The organism is Streptomyces sp. Ru71, assembly GCF_002920535.1.
GTDB lineage: Bacteria > Actinomycetota > Actinomycetes > Streptomycetales > Streptomycetaceae > Streptomyces.
This window is the reverse complement of record NZ_PQSS01000044.1, coordinates 18,409-35,346: the sequence shown is the minus strand read 5'-3', so window position 1 is coordinate 35,346 and position 16,938 is coordinate 18,409. Positions and strand designations below refer to the sequence as shown.

Annotated in this window: 15 protein-coding genes and 1 pseudogene; 6 read left to right on the top strand and 10 right to left on the bottom strand. The window is 72.4% G+C overall.

Features of this window, described 5'->3' with window-relative positions:
- Window positions 1–123: 123 nt before the first annotated feature.
- Window positions 124–861 (bottom strand): GntR family transcriptional regulator, encoded by a 738-nt coding sequence (locus C3489_RS23985; protein ID WP_103784137.1) that lies wholly within the window; start codon window positions 859–861, stop codon window positions 124–126.
- 129 nt (window positions 862–990) lie between these two features.
- Between C3489_RS23985 and C3489_RS23980 the strand changes: the two genes are divergently transcribed.
- Window positions 991–2,019 carry a Gfo/Idh/MocA family oxidoreductase gene (locus C3489_RS23980; protein ID WP_103784111.1) on the top strand — a complete coding sequence of 343 codons (1,029 nt, stop codon included), beginning with the start codon at window positions 991–993 and terminating at the stop codon, window positions 2,017–2,019.
- A gap of 17 nt (window positions 2,020–2,036) precedes the next feature.
- Here C3489_RS23980 and C3489_RS23975 read toward each other — a convergent pair whose 3' ends face one another.
- The 4 genes from C3489_RS23975 to C3489_RS23960 all read right to left on the bottom strand — a co-directional run bounded on the left by C3489_RS23975 (window position 2,037) and on the right by C3489_RS23960 (window position 6,555).
- The gene (locus C3489_RS23975; RefSeq protein ID WP_103784136.1) at window positions 2,037–3,221 is read right to left on the bottom strand and encodes a cytochrome P450; all 1,185 of its coding nucleotides are present in this window, start codon (window positions 3,219–3,221) and stop codon (window positions 2,037–2,039) included.
- Window positions 3,222–3,278: 57 nt separating this feature from the next.
- Window positions 3,279–3,971 (bottom strand): response regulator transcription factor, encoded by a 693-nt coding sequence (locus tag C3489_RS23970; RefSeq protein ID WP_103784110.1) that lies wholly within the window; start codon window positions 3,969–3,971, stop codon window positions 3,279–3,281.
- A 169-nt stretch (window positions 3,972–4,140) separates the two neighbouring features.
- On the bottom strand, window positions 4,141–5,241 hold the full coding sequence (locus C3489_RS23965) for a hypothetical protein (protein ID WP_258054925.1): 1,101 nt from the start codon (window positions 5,239–5,241) through the stop codon (window positions 4,141–4,143).
- Between the two features lie 99 nt (window positions 5,242–5,340).
- A complete protein-coding gene (locus C3489_RS23960) occupies window positions 5,341–6,555 on the bottom strand; it encodes a histidine kinase (protein ID WP_103784109.1) in 1,215 nt (404 codons plus the stop codon).
- Between the two features lie 221 nt (window positions 6,556–6,776).
- Between C3489_RS23960 and C3489_RS23955 the strand changes: the two genes are divergently transcribed.
- Window positions 6,777–6,977 (top strand): hypothetical protein, encoded by a 201-nt coding sequence (locus C3489_RS23955; protein ID WP_103784108.1) that lies wholly within the window; start codon window positions 6,777–6,779, stop codon window positions 6,975–6,977.
- A gap of 44 nt (window positions 6,978–7,021) precedes the next feature.
- Here C3489_RS23955 and C3489_RS23950 read toward each other — a convergent pair whose 3' ends face one another.
- Window positions 7,022–7,417 (bottom strand): ribonuclease domain-containing protein, encoded by a 396-nt coding sequence (locus C3489_RS23950; RefSeq protein ID WP_103784107.1) that lies wholly within the window; start codon window positions 7,415–7,417, stop codon window positions 7,022–7,024.
- A gap of 101 nt (window positions 7,418–7,518) precedes the next feature.
- Entirely contained in the window at window positions 7,519–8,334 is an 816-nt protein-coding gene (locus C3489_RS23945; RefSeq protein WP_103784106.1) for an AIM24 family protein, read from the bottom strand.
- Window positions 8,335–8,498: 164 nt separating this feature from the next.
- Here C3489_RS23945 and C3489_RS23940 point away from each other — a divergent pair, with 164 nt between their 5' ends.
- Window positions 8,499–9,239, top strand: coding sequence for an SDR family oxidoreductase (locus C3489_RS23940; RefSeq protein ID WP_103784105.1), 741 nt, complete (start codon window positions 8,499–8,501; stop codon window positions 9,237–9,239).
- A gap of 90 nt (window positions 9,240–9,329) precedes the next feature.
- On the opposite strand, the gene alc is transcribed toward C3489_RS23940, so the two are convergent.
- Both alc and allB read right to left on the bottom strand, forming a co-directional pair.
- Window positions 9,330–10,445: an allantoicase gene (gene alc / locus C3489_RS23935; RefSeq protein WP_103784104.1), complete on the bottom strand. Its 1,116-nt coding sequence runs from the start codon at window positions 10,443–10,445 to the stop codon at window positions 9,330–9,332.
- Window positions 10,446–10,513: 68 nt separating this feature from the next.
- Window positions 10,514–11,850 (bottom strand): annotated as a pseudogene (gene allB / locus C3489_RS23930) (allantoinase AllB).
- A 293-nt stretch (window positions 11,851–12,143) separates the two neighbouring features.
- Between allB and C3489_RS23925 the strand changes: the two are divergent.
- Together C3489_RS23925 and C3489_RS23920 are read left to right on the top strand one after the other, a co-directional pair.
- Entirely contained in the window at window positions 12,144–12,947 is an 804-nt protein-coding gene (locus C3489_RS23925) for an IclR family transcriptional regulator (protein WP_103784103.1), read from the top strand.
- Between the two features lie 151 nt (window positions 12,948–13,098).
- A complete protein-coding gene (locus C3489_RS23920) occupies window positions 13,099–15,486 on the top strand; it encodes an excinuclease ABC subunit UvrA (protein WP_103784102.1) in 2,388 nt (795 codons plus the stop codon).
- A gap of 132 nt (window positions 15,487–15,618) precedes the next feature.
- Here C3489_RS23920 and C3489_RS23915 read toward each other — a convergent pair whose 3' ends face one another.
- On the bottom strand, window positions 15,619–15,927 hold the full coding sequence (locus C3489_RS23915) for a DUF5955 family protein (protein ID WP_103784101.1): 309 nt from the start codon (window positions 15,925–15,927) through the stop codon (window positions 15,619–15,621).
- 180 nt (window positions 15,928–16,107) lie between these two features.
- Here C3489_RS23915 and C3489_RS23910 point away from each other — a divergent pair, with 180 nt between their 5' ends.
- Window positions 16,108–16,716 carry an NTP transferase domain-containing protein gene (locus C3489_RS23910; protein ID WP_103784100.1) on the top strand — a complete coding sequence of 203 codons (609 nt, stop codon included), beginning with the start codon at window positions 16,108–16,110 and terminating at the stop codon, window positions 16,714–16,716.
- Window positions 16,717–16,938: the final 222 nt, after the last annotated feature.

The following is a 16,938-nucleotide window of genomic DNA, read 5'->3' as shown; positions in this document are numbered from 1 at the left end:
TCACAGCGGCCCCAAACGCCCCAGTATCAAGCACACGGCACTGCCGTCACATGGGCGGGGTGGCACGTCGGTCACATTGTCCGGACATTGCGACGAGCGGGAGCGCCCCGGGCGGGGCGCGGATCAGGACCGGACGAGCAGCTGGAACTCGAAGGAGTAACGGCTCGGGCGGTAGATGTGGTCACCGAACTCCACCGCGCGGCCGGTGTCGTCGAAGGTGGTGCGCTGCATGGTCAGCAGCGGGGCGCCCTCGCTCTCGGCGAGCCGCTCCGCCTCGGCCGCGGTGGCGGCGCGGGCCCCGACGGACTGACGGGCGCTGTGCAGGGTGATCCCGGCACTGCGCATCAGCCGGTACAGGCCGGTGGACTCCAGCTGCGCGGTGTCCAGGTCGAGCAGCCCGGCCGGCAGGTAGTTGCACAGGTACGCCATCGGCTCGCCGTGCGCGAGCCGCAGCCGCTCGACCCGGTGGACGTCGCCGTCCTCGGCGATGCCGAGCGCCGCCGCGACCCCGGCGGGCGCCGGGACGACCGCGTTGACCAGGACCTTGGTCGCGGGCCGCTGCCCGGCCGCCTCCAGGTCGTCGTAGAGGCTGCTGAGCTCCAGCGGGCGCTTGACCTGGCTGTGCACGACCTGGGTGCCGACGCCGCGGCGGCGCACCAGCAGGCCCTTGTCGACCAGCGACTGGATGGCCTGGCGGACCGTCGGCCGGGACAGGCCGAGCCGTGCGGCGAGCTCGATCTCGTTGCCGAGCAGGCTGCCCGGGGTGAGGGTGCCGTGCTCGATCGCCGCCTCAAGCTGCTGGGACAGCTGGAAGTACAACGGCACGGGCGAGCTCCGGTCCACTCGGAGCTCCAGCTGCACGGTCGGGTCCACTTCTGGTTTCGGCACGGGCCGAGCGTAGCTCTGTGCGCTGTTGACGGGAAGTTGTGTAGTCAGGTTGTCCGGACATGCGCATTGACAGGGTGCGGATCGCGACCTCACCGTGTTCCCATGCGCATCGGGGTCATCGGTACCGGCCGGATCGGCACCATCCACGCCCACACCCTCAGTCGCCATCGCGACGTCGGTTCACTGATCCTCACGGACACCGACCCGGCGCGGGCCCAGGCGCTCGCGCTGCGGCTGGGCGAGACGGCCGCGCCGGGGGTGGACGAGATCTTCACCTGGGGCGTGGACGCCGTGGTGATCACGACGGCGACGGCCGCCCACGCCGAGCTGATCGGCCGGGCGGCGCGCTCCGGGCTCCCGGTGTTCTGCGAGAAACCGATCGCGCTCGACCTGCCGGGCACGCTCCAGGCGATCGCCGAGGTCGAGGCGGCCGGCACGGTGCTGCAGATGGGCTTCCAGCGCCGCTTCGACGCCGGGTACGCGGGCGCCCGCGAGGCGGTCCGCTCGGGCCGGCTCGGACGGCTGCACACGGTGCGGGCGGTCACCTCCGACCAGTCCCCGCCGCCGGCCGCGTGGCTGCCGCTGTCCGGCGGGCTGTACCGGGACGCTCTCATCCACGACTTCGACGTGCTGCGCTGGGTCACCGGCCGGGAGGTGGCCGACGTGTACGCCGCCGGGTCCGACGCCGGTCCGGCGATGTTCCGCGAGGCGGGCGACGTCGACACGGCCGCGGTGGTGCTGACCCTTGATGACGGCACGCTCGCCACCGCCACGGCGACCCGGCTGAACGGCGCCGGGTACGACGTCCGCATGGAGCTGGCCGGGGAGCGGGACCAGATCGTCGTCGGGCTGGACGACCGCACCCCGATCGCATCCACCGAGCCGACGGGCCCGCCGGCCGCGGACAAGCCGTGGACCGGCTTCCTGGAACGCTTCGCACCCGCCTACGAGGCCGAGCTGACGGCGTTCGTCGACGTGGTCCGGGGCGAGCGTGCCAACCCCTGCGACGGACGCGAGGCACTGCAGGCCCTGCGGATCGCGGAGGCCTGCGAACTGTCCCGCCGCGAGCGCAGACCGGTACGGCTGACGGAGATCGCGGACGCGCCGGCCACCGCGTGGGGCGGGGCGTAGACCGGCGCGCGCGTCGGCTACCAGCGCACCGGCAGGCTCCGGACCCCCCGTATCAGCGTGCCCGGGAGCCAGGGGCCGGGTGGGCCGGCCAGTTCGAGGGCCGGGGTGCGGTTCAGCAGGGAGGTCAGGGCGACGCGGGCCTCCAGGCGGGCCAGGGGTGCGCCGAGGCAGTAGTGGATGCCGTGGCCGAAGGCCAGGTGGCCGCGGGTGTCGCGGCGGATGTCGAAGCGGTCGGGGTCCGGGAAACGGTCCGTGTCCCGGCCCACGGCGGTCAGACCGACGAGCACCGGCTCGCCGCGTTCGATCCTGCGGCCGGCGATCTCCAGCGGCTCGGCGGCGAAGCGGACCGTCGTGTTCTCCACCGGCCCCTCCCACCGCAGCGTCTCCTCCACCGCGGCGTCGACGAGGCTCATGTCGGCCCGTAGGGCGGCGAGTTGGTCGGGGTGGGTGAGCAGCGCGTACACGGCGTTGGTGATGAGGTTGACCGTGGTCTCGTGGCCGGCGACGAGCAACACGAAGGCCATCCCGCGCAGTTCGTCCGCACAGAGGCGGTCGCCGTCCTCCGTGACGGTGCGGATCAGGTCGCTGAGCAGGTCGTCGCTCGGGCCGGCGCGGCGCTTGTCCTCGATCAGACCGGTGAGGTACTCACCGAGGCTGACGAAGGCGTCCTGCTCGCTGAGCGCACTGGTGGGCGCCACGGCCTCCGTGGACATGCGGCGGAACTCCGCGCGGTCCAGGTCGGGCACACCGAGCAGCTCGCAGATCACGGTGATCGGCAGCGGGAAGGAGAAGGACTCCACCAGGTCCGCGCGGCCCAGCGGCAGCATCGCGTCGAGCAGCTCGTCGGTGATCTGCTGGATGCGCGGCCGCAGTTGTTCCACCCGGCGCATGGTGAACGCGCGCGAGACCAGCCCCCGCAGCCGGGTGTGCTGCGGCGGGTCGGTGGTGAGCAGGTACTTGCCGATGTACTCGTCGTCCAGGTAGCTCAGCCCGATGCTCGACGGATCCTTGACCAGCCGTGGGTCGGTGAGCGCCGCGCGCGCCGCGCCGGACTCCACCACCAGCCAGGTCTCGTGGTACCCCTCGGCGGTCGGCAGCCGGACGCGGTGCACCGGTCCGCGCTCCCTCAGCCGCGCGTACGCCGGATGCGGGTTCTCGGTGAACCCGGTGCCGAACTCCTCCACGTCGATGACATCGCCCACGTCGGTCACTGCTCCCCCTCGTGTCCCCTCGCCCCTGCCAACGAGCCGCCGCAGCCGTCAGTTCCCGCGCTCGCCGTGCTCGTCGCCGCTCCCGTCCAGCAGCCCCGCGTCGTACGCCAACAGGGCGATCTGCACCCGGTTGTTGAGGCCGAGGCGGGCGAGGATGCGCGAGACGTGCGCCTTGACCGTGGCGACGCTCATGTACAGCTCGGCGGCGATCTCCGCGTTGGACAGCCCCCGGCCCACCGCGACGGCGACCTCGCGTTCGCGTTCGGCCAGCTCGGCGATCCGCGCACGCGCGCGTGCGCGGCGCGTGTCGGCACCGGTTCCGGCCGCGTGCCGCATCAGCTGCCGGGTGACGGCAGGCGAGAGCACCGGGTCCCCGGCGGCCACCCTGCGGACCGCGTCGAGGATCTCGGCGGGCGGGGTGTCCTTCAGGACGAACCCCGCGGCGCCCGCGCGCAGCGCCCGCAGCACCTGGTCGTCGGCGTGGAAGGTGGTCAGCAGCACGATTTGGGGCGCGTCCTGACGGCCACGCAGCCGCTCGGTGGCGGTCAGCCCGTCCATGGACGGCATGCGGATGTCCATCAGCACGACATCCGGGCGGGTGCGGTCGACCAGCTCCGCCACCTCACCGCCGTCGCCCGCCTCGCCGACGATGTCGATGTCGTCCGCCCCGCCCAGCATCAGCGACAGCCCGGCCCGCACCAGCGGATCGTCGTCGACGAGGAGCAATCTGATCGCAGTCATGGGCCATACGAAACCACGGCCCCCGCACCCGCCGGACACCGCGCGACCACGCCACGCTCCGGCCCCTCGACCGCGCGGGATCGACGCCACACCCTCGCCCTCAGCCTCGCGAGACCACCGCCACACCCTCGCCCTCAGCCGCGCGCGACCACCGCCACGCCCTCCGCCCTCAGCCGCGCAGGACGACACCGTAAACGGTGCGCAGCCGGTGGATCTCCCACCAGGCCACCGCCGTGACCGAGGCCGGGCCGCCGAGCACCGAGCACACCTGGAGGAACGGCGGGCCGGGCGGAAGGCCGCCGGCGACCAGCCCGATGGCCATGAACTCCCACACCAGCACCCCGGTGAGGAGGGCGGGCAGGGCGGGGTGCGCCTCCACGGTGTTGAAGGCACCGCGGACGGCCGGTCCCGAGGCGAACGCCACGAACATCAGCACCCAGAGCATCGGGACGAAGGCGGCGAAGAACAGCACGGGAGCCAGGAAGGCCCACAGCATGCCCTCACCGCGCTCCGCGAACCGCGTGCCCCAGGCCCCCGCCATCGCGAGCAGCGGCACCAGGCTGAACGCCCCGAAGTACCACAGGGCCGACCGCCCGGCGGCGCGCAGCCGGGGCCGCATGGCGTGTCTGGCCTCCGGCGAGGCCCACCGGAACAGCAGCGCCACCACCACGGGCGCGGTGAGCAGGAGCAGCCAGGGAGTGATCACGAGCCGCGTCCAGTACTGCTCCTGGGCCTGGGCCATGTCCCCGGGCTTGCCGTAGGCGATCAGGATGAGGAACGACATGGCGGCGGCGGTCCAGGCGCGCACCTTCTGCACCCGCATCACCTCCGGGTCCTCGATGCGCCGGTGACCGCGTGTGGGGAAGACGCCCCGGGCCGCGCGTCGGGCCGAGCGGGCCAACGGGTAGCACACCAGCAGGGGCAGGGTCAGCCCCCAGACGCACGGCACGAGCAGCAGTGCCCACACACAGCCGTGGATGCGCTGCCGCCCGCCCCTCAGGACGGCACCGAGCGGCGGCCACTCGTCGTCGCGCAGCCGGCGCCACAGTGAGGTGTACGGCGGCCGCGGACCGTACGGGGAGGGCCCGGGCTGCGGCGGGACATACGGCACGTACGGCACGTGCGGCGGCACGCCCGGCGGCGGCGGAACGTGCGGCCCCGGCGGACCGTAGGGCCCCGGACCGCCCTGCGGCGCGTACGGGTTGCCGCCGTACGGCGCATACGGATTGCCGCCCTGCGGCTGGTACGGGTTGTGGCCCCCGAAACTCACGGTGCTGTCCTCTCCAGTGCTGCTCTTGGTGCTCGAAACAGTCAACTGGCGGACGCGCTCCAGGTCATGGGTTTGCCGGAAGATCCAGAAGCGTCCCCGTCATCCCCACGGAAGCCACGCACGGATCTCGAACCCGCCGTCCGCCCGCGGTCCGTGCTCCAGACGGCCGCCGGTCAGGGTGGCGCGCTCGGTGAGGCCGATCAGGCCCTGCCCGGAGCCGGGGACGGGCGGGGCGTCGCGGTCGGGGGGCGGGTTGCGTACGGCGACGGTGAGGCCGTCGCCCGGGGCGCCGGTGACCGTGACGGTGACCTCCGCGCCGGGGGCGTGCTTGCGGGCGTTGGTCAGGCCCTCCTGGGCGATGCGGTAGGCGGTGCGGCCCACGGAGGCGGGGACCTGGGCGGGCTCGGTGACCCGCTGGTCGAGGACGACCTTCATGCCGGCCTCGCGGGACTCGGCGACCAGCGCGTCCAGGGCGGCGAGCGTGGGCTGCGGGCGCCCGGCGTCGTCGGCGTCCCCGGCGCGCAGCACGCCGATGATCTCCCGCAGGTCCTGCAGGGCCTCGTGGGCGCTCTCCCGGATGACACCGGCCGCCCGCGCGATCTCCGCGCCCGGTGCGTCGGGGCGGAACTCCAGCGCCCCGGCGTGCACGCTGAGCAGGGTGAGCCGGTGGGCGAGCACGTCGTGCATCTCGCGGGCGATGGCCTCGCGGGCGAGCCGCTGCGCCTGCTCGGCGCGCAGTTGCGCCTCGGTCTCGGCACGCCGGGCCCGGTCGCGCAGGCTGAGCAGCAGCTGCCGTTTGGCGCGTACGAACATGCCCCAGCCGACGGCGGCGACGGTGAGCACCGCGACGAAGGAGACGGCTGCCAGGTAGGACAGTTCGGGATCGGGGCGCAGCCAGTAGTACAGCGGGACGAGCGCGAGCTGCGCGCCGCCGATCCAGGCCACGTACCGGAACGGCCGGTGCACGGCGAGGCTGAACAGGGCGATGAGGCTGGCGCCCCCGGCCGTGTCGGAGGCCAGGCCGACCACGACCAGGGCGAGCGCCAGCCCGACGGGCCAGCGGCGGCGCAGCCACACGGCCGCGCAGGCGAGCGCGCCGAGCAGCTGGTCGGCGACGACGAGGGCGTGCGGAAGGTGCGGGTTGTCGCGCACCACGTCGGCGGCGGCGAAGCCGAGGAGGACGGCCAGCACGAAGCAGCTGAAGTCGACGACCCAGTCGCGCGCGGTGCGCCGGGGCCGCCCGGCGCGTCCCGTGACCGGGTCCAGTTCATGGGTCAGCGCCGACGGCAGCCACCACCGCCGACCGGGCAGCACCGGCGTGCGCGTGGGTTCGTCGTCCCTGGTAGTCGGCTTCACAGTCGGCAAATCTACGCAGCTCCGGGCGGTCGTGGCGGTCTGTGCGGCACGTCGTCGACCGAAGTCGCCCGGCCGCCGACTTTGGTCGGTCCGCCGGTGTGCGCGGGGATACCCGCGTCGGGCGCGGCTCGCCCTCTGGCCGTCGCGCGGTCGGGGCCCGCCGGGCGAGGCTCGTGCCCATGAAGCGATTGCTGGAGTTCGCCGGATTCATCGCCCTGGTGCAGGGCGTCCTGGGCCTGCTGCACGAGTTCACCGACTGGCATGTGGGTCTGGTGCGGCGGATCGGCTTCCTCGACGGCTACGAGGTGTACGCGAGCGTCGCGCTGATCGTGCTGGCGCTCGCCCTGTTCGCGGCGGCCGAGAGCCGGAAGGCGGACTGAGGCCGGCCCCGGCACCGGAGCGGGGGCCGGCCGGGGCCGGTGGCTCAGCAGCCGAAGTCGATCAGGTCGAACGTGGCGTAGTGGTCGGCGGTGTAGTAGTCCTCCTGGGACTCCTCACCGGTGACGACGCGGCGGGCGCCACGGGTGGGAGAGCCCGGTGTGATCACCGTGTACTCGTGGTAGTAGCCGCTCGGCCGGCTCGGCAGGACGCCCTCGCGGTTCTGGAAGACGCTGCCGTCCTGGTCGTAGGGGTAGGGACCGCCCTGCTCGATCAGGTCGAGGGTGTCGTGCGCCTGGGACGGCAGGTCGCTGTAGCAGACACTGCCGACGGAGGAGGTGGCGGCGTCGGCCGTCGTGGTGGAGACGGCGCCGCCGACGAGGAGGGCGGACAGCAGTGCGGCCGATGCGCCGAGGCGCGAGAGGTGTGGGGGGAATCTCATGCCCTCATGATGACGCGCGTAGACGCTGTCATGTCAACGACAAACATGTGGAGTTCTCTTTCAAGTCCCGTGTGTTTCCGGGGTGTTCACCTGCCGTGGGCTCACCCCGCGTGGGTGGAGAACAGTCCTCCGGTCGGCCCCTGCTTGTCGCCGCCCTGGGCCTTCTTCAGCGCGTTGGCCAGGGACTCGATGGTCAGGGACTGGAGGATGACGCGGCCGTTGCCCTCCAGGGTGGCCAGGGACAGGCCCTCGCCGCCGAAGACGGCGTTCATGATGCCCTGGCGGTTGAGGCCGCCCACGCGCTGGACGCCGTACTGGATGCCCTCCTCGAAGGCGACGACGCAGCCGGTGTCGACCTCGATGCGGCCGCCGAAGTCGGCCGGGTTGAGGTCGATGAAGTTGCCCGCGCCGGCGATGATCACGGTGCCGTGGCCGGTGAACTTCTCCAGGACGAAGCCCTCGCCGCCGCTCATGCCCGTGCGGCCGCCGGCGAAGGCGATGCCGAAGTCGACGGTGGACTCGGCGGCCACGAAGGCGTCCTTCTCGGCGAACCACGCGCGGGTGCCGTCCAGCTCCAGGGCGCGCATCTCGCCGGGCAGCACGCCGGCGAAGCCGACGGTGCCCTCGCCGCCCTGCGCGGTGAAGTACTGGAAGGCGAGCGACTCGCCCGCGAGCATGCGCTGGCCGGCCTGCATGGCCGTACCCATGGCCTGGCGCAGCAGCCCGCCCATGCCGCCGCCCCCGCCGCCCTGCGGCTGACCGCCATTGCCGGACGGGCCGGACAGACGCGTCTCCATGGTCACGTTCGTCGTCTTGAACAGGAACTTCCCGGCCTCGCAGTACACGGTCTGCCCGGGGTGCAGGTTGACGACGGCCATCTGCATGGCGTTGCCGACGATCTCTTGCTGAAGTGTCACGCCGGGAGAACGCGGAGGGGCAGGTGAGAGTTCCGGACGATCTCGATGTCCGTTCGCCGCCAGCGTGGCCGGGGCGTCACCGCTGGGATGGGGGCATGTCTTCTTCTCACGGAACACTTCACCCCACGGTCCAGGGAACGACACTTCACGAGACGGTCCAGGCAATGCCGAACGCGCCTCTGCACGGCAAGGTCGCGCTGATCACCGGCGGCAGCCGGGGCATCGGGGCGGCGACGGCGCTGCGGCTGGCGCGCGACGGCGCGGACGTGGCACTGACCTACGTCCAGGACAAGGAAGCGGCCGAGGACGTCGTCCGGGCCGTGCAGGCCCTCGGGCGGCGGGCGGTCGCCCTGCGGGCCGACGCGGCGGACGCCGACGAGGCGGCGGGCGCGGTGGACCGTGCCGCCGAGGCGCTCGGCCGGCTCGACGTGCTGGTCAACAACGCGGGCGTCGGCGTGCTCGGCCCGCTGGAGGGCCTCTCGCTCGCGGACGTGGACCGGGTGCTCTCGGTGAACGTCCGGGCCGTCTTCCTGGCCTCCCAGGCGGCCGCCGCGCGGATGGCCGACGGAGGGCGGATCATCACCATCGGCACCTGCATGGTCCAGCGTGTGCCGGGCCCCGGGGGCACGCTGTACGCGATGAGCAAGTCGGCGCTGGTCGGGCTGACCAAGGCTCTCGCGCGGGAGCTCGGGTCGCGCGGCATCACGGCGAACATCGTCCACCCCGGCCCGATCGACACCGACCTGAACCCCGCCGACAGCCCGTACGCGGCCGGTCAGGCGGCGATGACGGCGCTGGGCCGGTTCGGGCGGGCGGAGGAGGTCGCGGCCACGGTCGCCCACCTCGCGGACGCGGCCTACGTCACCGGCGCCGAGTTCGCGGTGGACGGCGGGCACGCCGCGTAGGGCACGCGCGTGCCCGAGAGCGGCATGCGCGCGTGGGGCGCACCGGTGCTGTCAGGCCGGTGCGCCCCACGGGTCTTCGGGAGCTGTGGGTCAGCCGCCCAGTTCCTGGTGGCGGGCCGCCAGGCGGGTCGCGCCGGCCTCGGTCAGGGAGCCGAACAGGCGCAGGCGGGAGATGCCGCCGTCGGGGAAGATGTCCACGCGCGCGTGCGTGCCGACGGCCGGGGTCGGCAGGACGAAGCGGTGGTTGGTGTCGGGCTGCATCCGGGTGCGCGGGAGGATCTCCACCCACTCGCCGTCCTCGCCGTCCTTGACGGACACCGACGCCCAGCCGGCGCTGTTGCCCTTGAGGTAGGCGGTGTCGATCTCGATCGCGCGGATCTCGGACTGGGCGACCAGCCGGTAGCGGATCCAGTCGTTGCCCTGGTCGCGCCGGCGGCGGGTCTCCCAGCCGTCGTCCATCTTGCGGGAGCGGCCCGGCTGGATGGTGTTGGTGGCCGGCGAGTAGAAGAGGTTGGAGGCGTCCTCGACCTGGCCGCCGTTCTCCAGGGCGACCACGTCGAAGGTGCCGAGCACGTCGAGCCACTTCGGGTCGGGTACGACCTCGCCGTACACCCGCAGGCGGGCGATGCCGCCGTCGGGGTGCTGCTTGAGCCGCAGGTGCGTGAAGCGCTGCTCGACGTCGACGGCGAAGCCGTTGGCCGCGTGGCCGCCGACGGCGGTGCGCGGGACGAGGGTCGTCCACTTCACGTCGTCGGCGAGGAGCTCCTCGGGCGACGGGGAGCCCGCGACCGAGGCGGCCTCGACGGACACGGCCTGCGGGTAGTTGCCGCGGAAGTGGGCGGTGTCGACGACGATGCCGCGCACCACGCCCGGGGCGCCGAGGCGGATCAGCGCCCAGTCGTGGTCGTCCTCGGTCGGCCAGGGGTGCTCGGCGGAGGCGCCGCGCCGGCGGCGGGTCTCCCAGCCGTCCATGACCTTGCCCTTGTGCCCGAAGTGCTCGGGGTCGAACTCGGCGGCCTCGGGCACCAGCAGGTTCTCGCGCTGGGCGAAGAACTCGTCGTTGGCGGCGATGACACCGGCGCCGAGCTGCCGGTCGGCGAGGTTGGCGTACTGGGTGAAGGGGAAGTCGGCGGTGCGGTAGTCCGCGTAGGGGTCGCCGCCTCCGTAGGGGTTCGCGTCGCCGGTGAAGCTGGGTATCGCCGTCACGGTGATCAGGTCCTTCCTTTCAGGTCGTGGTCTGCCGGGATGGGGAGGCGGTCGAGGTGGCCTCTCGGTCAGGCGGGCCGGTCGAGCAGACGGCCCTTGGGCTCGGTGAACTCACCGTCCGCGACGATCCGCTCGCCGCGCAGCCAGGTCGACTTCACCACGCCGTACAGGGTCTTGCCGGCGTAGGCGGTGACGCGGTTGCGGTGCTGGAGGGCGGCCGGGTCGACGGTGAAGGTGTCGTCGGGGGCGAGGACGGCGAAGTCGGCGTCGCGGCCGGCCTCGATGGCGCCCTTGGAGCCGAGGCCGGCCAGGGCGGCCGTGCGCTGCGACATCCAGCGCACCACGTCCTCCAGGCCGTGGCCGCGCTCACGGGCGGCGGTCCACACGGCGGACAGGCTGAGCTGGAGGCCGGAGATGCCGCCCCAGGCGGTGGCGAAGTCGTCGGTCTTGAGGTCCGCGGTGGACGGCGAGTGGTCGGTGACGACGCAGTCGATGGTGCCGTCGGCGAGCGCCTGCCACAGCAGGTCCTGGTTGGCGGCCTCGCGGATGGGCGGGCAGCACTTGAACTCGCTGGCGCCGTCGGGGACTTCCTCGGCGGTCAGGGTGAGGTAGTGCGGGCAGGTCTCGACGGTGATCGCCACGCCCTCGGCCTTGGCGGCGCGGATCAGCGGCAGCGCGTCGCTGGAGGACAGGTGCAGCACGTGCACCCGCGCGCCCAGGCGCTTGGCCTGCGCGATGAGGTTCGCGATGGCGGTGTCCTCGGCGTCGCGCGGGCGGGAGGCGAGGAAGTCGGTGTACTTGGGGCCGCCGTGCTGCGGGGCGGCGTCGAGGTGGTGCGGGTCCTCGGCGTGCACGATCATCAGGCCGCCGAAGCCGGCGATCTCGGCCAGGGACTGGGCGAGCCGTTCCTGGTCGAGGTGCGGGAACTCGTCCACGCCGGAGGGCGACAGGAAGCACTTGAAGCCGAAGACGCCGGCGTCGTGCAGCGGGCGCAGGTCCTTGACGTTGTCCGGCAGGGCGCCGCCCCAGAAGCCGAGTCGATGTGTGCCTTGTCGCGGGCCACGTCCTGCTTGACGCGCAGGTTGTCCACGGTCGTGGTGGGCGGCAGCGAGTTGAGCGGCATGTCGATGAGGGTGGTGATGCCGCCGGCCGCGGCGGCGCGGGTGGCGGTCCAGAAGCCCTCCCACTCGGTGCGGCCCGGGTCGTTGACGTGCACGTGCGTGTCGACCAGGCCGGGCAGCAGGACGTCGTCGCCGAAGTCCTCCAGACGGGCCGTGGCGGGTACCTCCGCGTCATGCGGGAGGACGGCGGCGATCTTGCCGCCGGCCACCACGACGGACGCGGGCCGCGTCCCCTCGGGAGTGATGACGCGCCTCGAACGCAGGACCAGTTCAGCGTCGGACACCCGGACCCCTCTCTCTGCCGCTGTGGCGCCTCGGGGAGCGCGAGATCGCTGCCCGGTTCTTCCACCCAGCGGAAATTCAACGAACTGTTGAAGCTACTTCGGGAGTCTTCACTCCCGCCTTCGCGTCGTCAAGGGCACACTCATCCACAGTGCACCCGAACCGCCCACCCTGGACGTTTCCACAAAGCGAAATTAGAATTCCGCCAGACAGAACGTAGCTACGCACAAGCGGGGAGTCAACCGACCGCCGGGTAGGCTGCTGCCTCTCCTGCCAGCCCCGAAAGGAACGCGCCGTGCCGACGTCCAGCGCCAGCACCACCGACTCCGCCAAACCCGCCGCAACAGGCGGGGTCCAGTCCCTGGAGCGCGCCTTCGACCTGCTGGAGCGCATGGCGGATGCCGGCGGCGAGGTCGGCCTGAGCGAGCTGTCCGCGAGCAGCGGGCTGCCGCTGCCGACCATCCACCGCCTCATGCGCACCCTGGTGGCCTGCGGATACGTCCGCCAGCAGGCCAACCGCCGCTATGCCCTCGGGCCCCGCCTGATCCGGCTCGGCGAGTCCGCCTCCCGGCTGCTGGGCACCTGGGCGCGGCCCTACCTGGCCCGCCTCGTGGAGGAGACCGGCGAGACGGCCAACATGGCCCTGCTCGACGGCGACGAGATCGTGTACGTGGCGCAGGTGCCGTCCAAGCACTCGATGCGCATGTTCACCGAGGTCGGCCGGCGCGTGCTGCCGCACTCCACGGGCGTGGGCAAGGCACTGCTCGCCGACTACCCGCCGGAGGAGGTGCGCGCCCTGCTGCACCGCACCGGCATGCCCGCCGCGACGGACAAGACGATCACGACACCGGACGACTTCCTGGCCTCGCTGGAGGAGGTCCGCCGGATCGGCTACGCCATCGACGACAACGAGCAGGAGATCGGTGTGCGCTGCCTCGCGGTGTCCGTGCCGAACTCCCCCACAGCCGCGGCGATCTCCATCTCGGGTCCGGCCGGCCGGGTCACCGAGGCGGCGACGGAGAAGATCGTGCCGATCCTCCAGCAGGTCGCGGAGGAGCTCTCCGAGGCCCTGACCAGCTCCGGGAACAACGGCGGCTGACGGCCGGCCCCCTCCCGCGGGCCGGGAGGGGTCCTCGCGCGCACCGGACCGGATCCGCGGCGGATCACGAACCGATCAGGACAGGAGAAGCGCGCGTCCCCTCCGGCCCCGTAGCGTGAGCGGCACGAGGGTCCGACCAGTTGGAGACGCCATGACCAAGGCCACGGGGAACGCCGCACCGACGCCCGCTCACGCCGCTGACAGCCATGACCTGATCCGCGTGCACGGGGCGCGCGAGAACAACCTCAAGGACGTCAGCGTCGAGCTGCCCAAGCGCCGGCTGACGGTCTTCACCGGTGTCTCCGGCTCGGGCAAGAGCTCGCTGGTGTTCGACACGATCGCCGCCGAGTCGCAGCGGATGATCAACGAGACCTACAGCGCCTTCGTGCAGGGCTTCATGCCGACGCTCGCCCGCCCCGACGTCGACGTGCTGGACGGCCTGACCACCGCGATCACCGTCGACCAGCAGCGCATGGGCGCCGACCCGCGCTCCACGGTCGGCACCGCCACCGACGCCAACGCGATGCTGCGCATCCTCTTCAGCCGGCTCGGCACGCCGCACATCGGCTCCCCCAAGGCGTTCTCCTTCAACGTCGCCTCGATCAGCGGCGCGGGCGCGGTCACCGTGCAGCGCGGCGGGCAGACCGTGAAGGAGCGGCGCAGCTTCAGCATCACCGGCGGCATGTGCCCGCGCTGCGAGGGCCGCGGCTCGGTCACCGACATCGACCTCACCCAGCTCTACGACGACTCCAAGTCGCTGAACGAGGGCGCGCTCACCGTCCCCGGCTACAAGTCGGGCGGCTGGAACCACCGCCTGTACACCGAGTCCGGCCTCTACGACGCGGACAAGCCGATCCGGAAGTTCACCAAGCGGGAGCTGCAGGACTTCCTGTACCGGGAGCCGACCCGGATGAAGATCGCGGGCATCAACATGACCTACGAGGGTCTGGTGCCGCGCATCCAGAAGTCGATGCTCGCCAAGGACAAGGAGGCGATGCAGCCGCACATCCGGGAGTTCGTGGAGCGGGCGGTCACCTTCACCGTCTGCCCCGAGTGCGAGGGCACCCGGCTCAACGAGGGCGCCCGGTCGTCGAAGATCAAAGGCCTGAGCATCGCCGACGTGTGCGCGATGCAGATCAGCGACCTGGCCGAGTGGGTGCGCGGTCTGGACGAGCCCTCGGTGGCGCCGCTGCTCACCTCCCTGCGCGGCACCCTCGACGCCTTCGTGGAGATCGGCCTCGGCTATCTCTCGCTGGACCGGCCGGCGGGCACCCTGTCGGGCGGCGAGGCGCAGCGCGTGAAGATGATCCGCCACCTCGGCTCCTCGCTCACCGATGTGACGTACGTCTTCGACGAGCCGAGCATCGGTCTGCACCCGCACGACATCCAGCGGATGAACGACCTGCTGCTGCGGCTGCGGGACAAGGGCAACACGGTGCTCGTCGTGGAGCACAAGCCGGAGCTGATCGCGATCGCCGACCACGTCGTCGACCTCGGGCCCGGGGCCGGCACGGAGGGCGGCACGGTCTGCTTCGAGGGCACGGTGGAGGGCCTGCGGGCCGCCGGCACGCTCACCGGGCGCCACCTCGACGACCGGGCCCGGGTGAAGGAGACGGTCCGCACGCCCACCGGGAAGTTGGCCATCCGGGACGCGACCACCCACAACCTCAAGTCCGTGGACGTCGACATCCCGCTCGGCGTGCTGGTCGTGGTGACCGGTGTGGCCGGCTCCGGCAAGAGCTCCCTGGTGCACGGGTCGATGCCCGCCGACGCCGGTGTGGTCTCCATCGACCAGTCCCCGATCCGCGGCTCGCGGCGCAGCAACCCGGCGACGTACACCGGGCTGCTCGACCCGATCCGCAAGGCGTTCGCCAAGGCCAACGGCGTGAAGCCGGCCCTGTTCAGCGCGAACTCCGAGGGCGCCTGCCCCACCTGCAACGGCGCCGGCGTGATCTACACCGACCTGGCGATGATGGCCGGGGTCGCGACCACGTGCGAGGAGTGCGAGGGCAAGCGGTTCGAGGCGTCGGTCCTGGAGTACCGCCTCGGCGGCCGGGACATCAGCGAGGTGCTGGAGATGCCGGTGGCCGAGGCGGAGGAGTTCTTCGGCGCGGGCGAGGCGCGTACGCCGGCCGCGCACCGGATCCTCCAGCGGCTGTCCGACGTCGGCCTCGGGTACCTCACCCTCGGCCAGCCGCTCACCACGCTGTCGGGCGGTGAGCGGCAGCGGCTGAAGCTGGCGACGCAGATGGGTGAGAAGGGCGGCGTCTACGTGCTGGACGAGCCGACGACCGGGCTGCATCTGGCCGATGTCGAGCAACTGCTCGGGCTGCTCGACCGGCTCGTCGACTCCGGGAAGTCGGTCGTCGTGGTCGAACACCACCAGGCCGTCATGGCCCACGCGGACTGGATCATCGACCTTGGGCCGGGGGCCGGGCACGACGGGGGGCGGGTGGTGTTCGAGGGGACGCCGGCGGAGCTGGTTTCAGCGCGGTGCACGCTTACCGGTGAGCATCTCGCGGCGTACGTGGGCGGGTAGCGCCTTTCGTCTGCCGGGTGCTGTCGTCTTGCGGGTGGGGGTGGACTGTGGCTTGTCGCGCCCGCGCGGCGGAGCCGCATATCGATACAGCCCCGCGCCCCTTGGCGGCGCTGCTCCGGCCGGCGTTCCGTTTCACCCCGGTTCGCTGAAGGCCTCCACCGCCGCCCTGACCTCCCTCAGTGCTCCCGACAGTGCGCTCACCGAGCCGATCGCTCCTGCTATCAGGAGCAGGGAGCGGTGCAGTTGGGCCGGTTCGGGGGTGCCCCGGGTGGCCATGGCCGTCAGTGCGGCCAGCTCTTCCTCCGCGATGTCCCGGTCCCGTAACTCGGCCGGGTGCGCGGCCAGTTCGCGGCGCAACCGGGACGCGGCGGCGCGCAGCCGGCCCGCCCGCAGGTCCCCCTCGCCGCCGATGGCCGGCTTGTGCTGAACACTGCGCAACACAGCCCTCCCCCTCGCACTCCGTCGTGCGAATCTCCCCTGTGGCGTCCGCCCGCGCCGGTGAGGTGAGCCGGGCGGGTGAGACAGTAAACGACACCGCGCCCGGCGAGCGCCAGTCCGCTGCGTCATCGAGTTGCTGCGCTGTGTGAGCCACCCCCGAGCCGTGTGCGGTATGCAGGGCTCATGACGACATCTGAGACCCCGGAGAACCCCGTCGCGGGGCTGCTGCTCGCCGCCGGGGGCGGCCGGCGGCTCGGCGGGCGGCCCAAGGCGCTGCTGGAGCACCGGGGGCGGCCCCTGGTCGAGCACGCCGTCGGGGTGCTGCGTGCGGCGGGCTGCACGCGCGTGTACGTCGTCCTGGGGGCGGCCGCCGACGTCGTACGGCAGCGGGCGCGGCTGGAGGGGTGTGTGCTCGTGGAGAACCCGGAGTGGGAGCAGGGGATGGGCTCCTCGCTGCGGGCCGGACTGGACGCGCTGGCCGGGTCGGGGGCGCGGGCCGCGCTCGTGTCGCTGGTCGATCAGCCCGGGATCGGGGCGGAGGCCTTCGCGCGCGTACTCGGTGCCTTCGAGGACGAGCACAGCCTGATCTCGGCCGCCTATGACGGCGTTCGCGGGCATCCGGTGCTGTTCGGCGCGGCCCACTGGGCGGGCGTCGCGGCCAGCGCGGCCGGCGACCGGGGGGCACGCGTCTATCTGCGGGAGCACACGCGCGAGATGCGGCTCGTCGAGTGCGGGGACGTGGCGCGGCCGTACGACATCGACACCGTGGCGGACCTGGGCCACCTTCAGTGAACGGGGTGGCACCGAGCGCCACCTTTCCTCGACTCAGAGAATCTCGACATCAACAAACCATTGAACTTCCACCATGCGGTAACTACTATCCACTGTTCAGAAGCACCCGACCGCACAGCGGGTGCGAACCGCCCCATTTCTGCATCTAGGCACCCCGTGCCAGGGCAGAGTGGCGATGCACGTGGTTCGCTGAAACAGCCCCCCGTAAGGAAGTGACCGCTC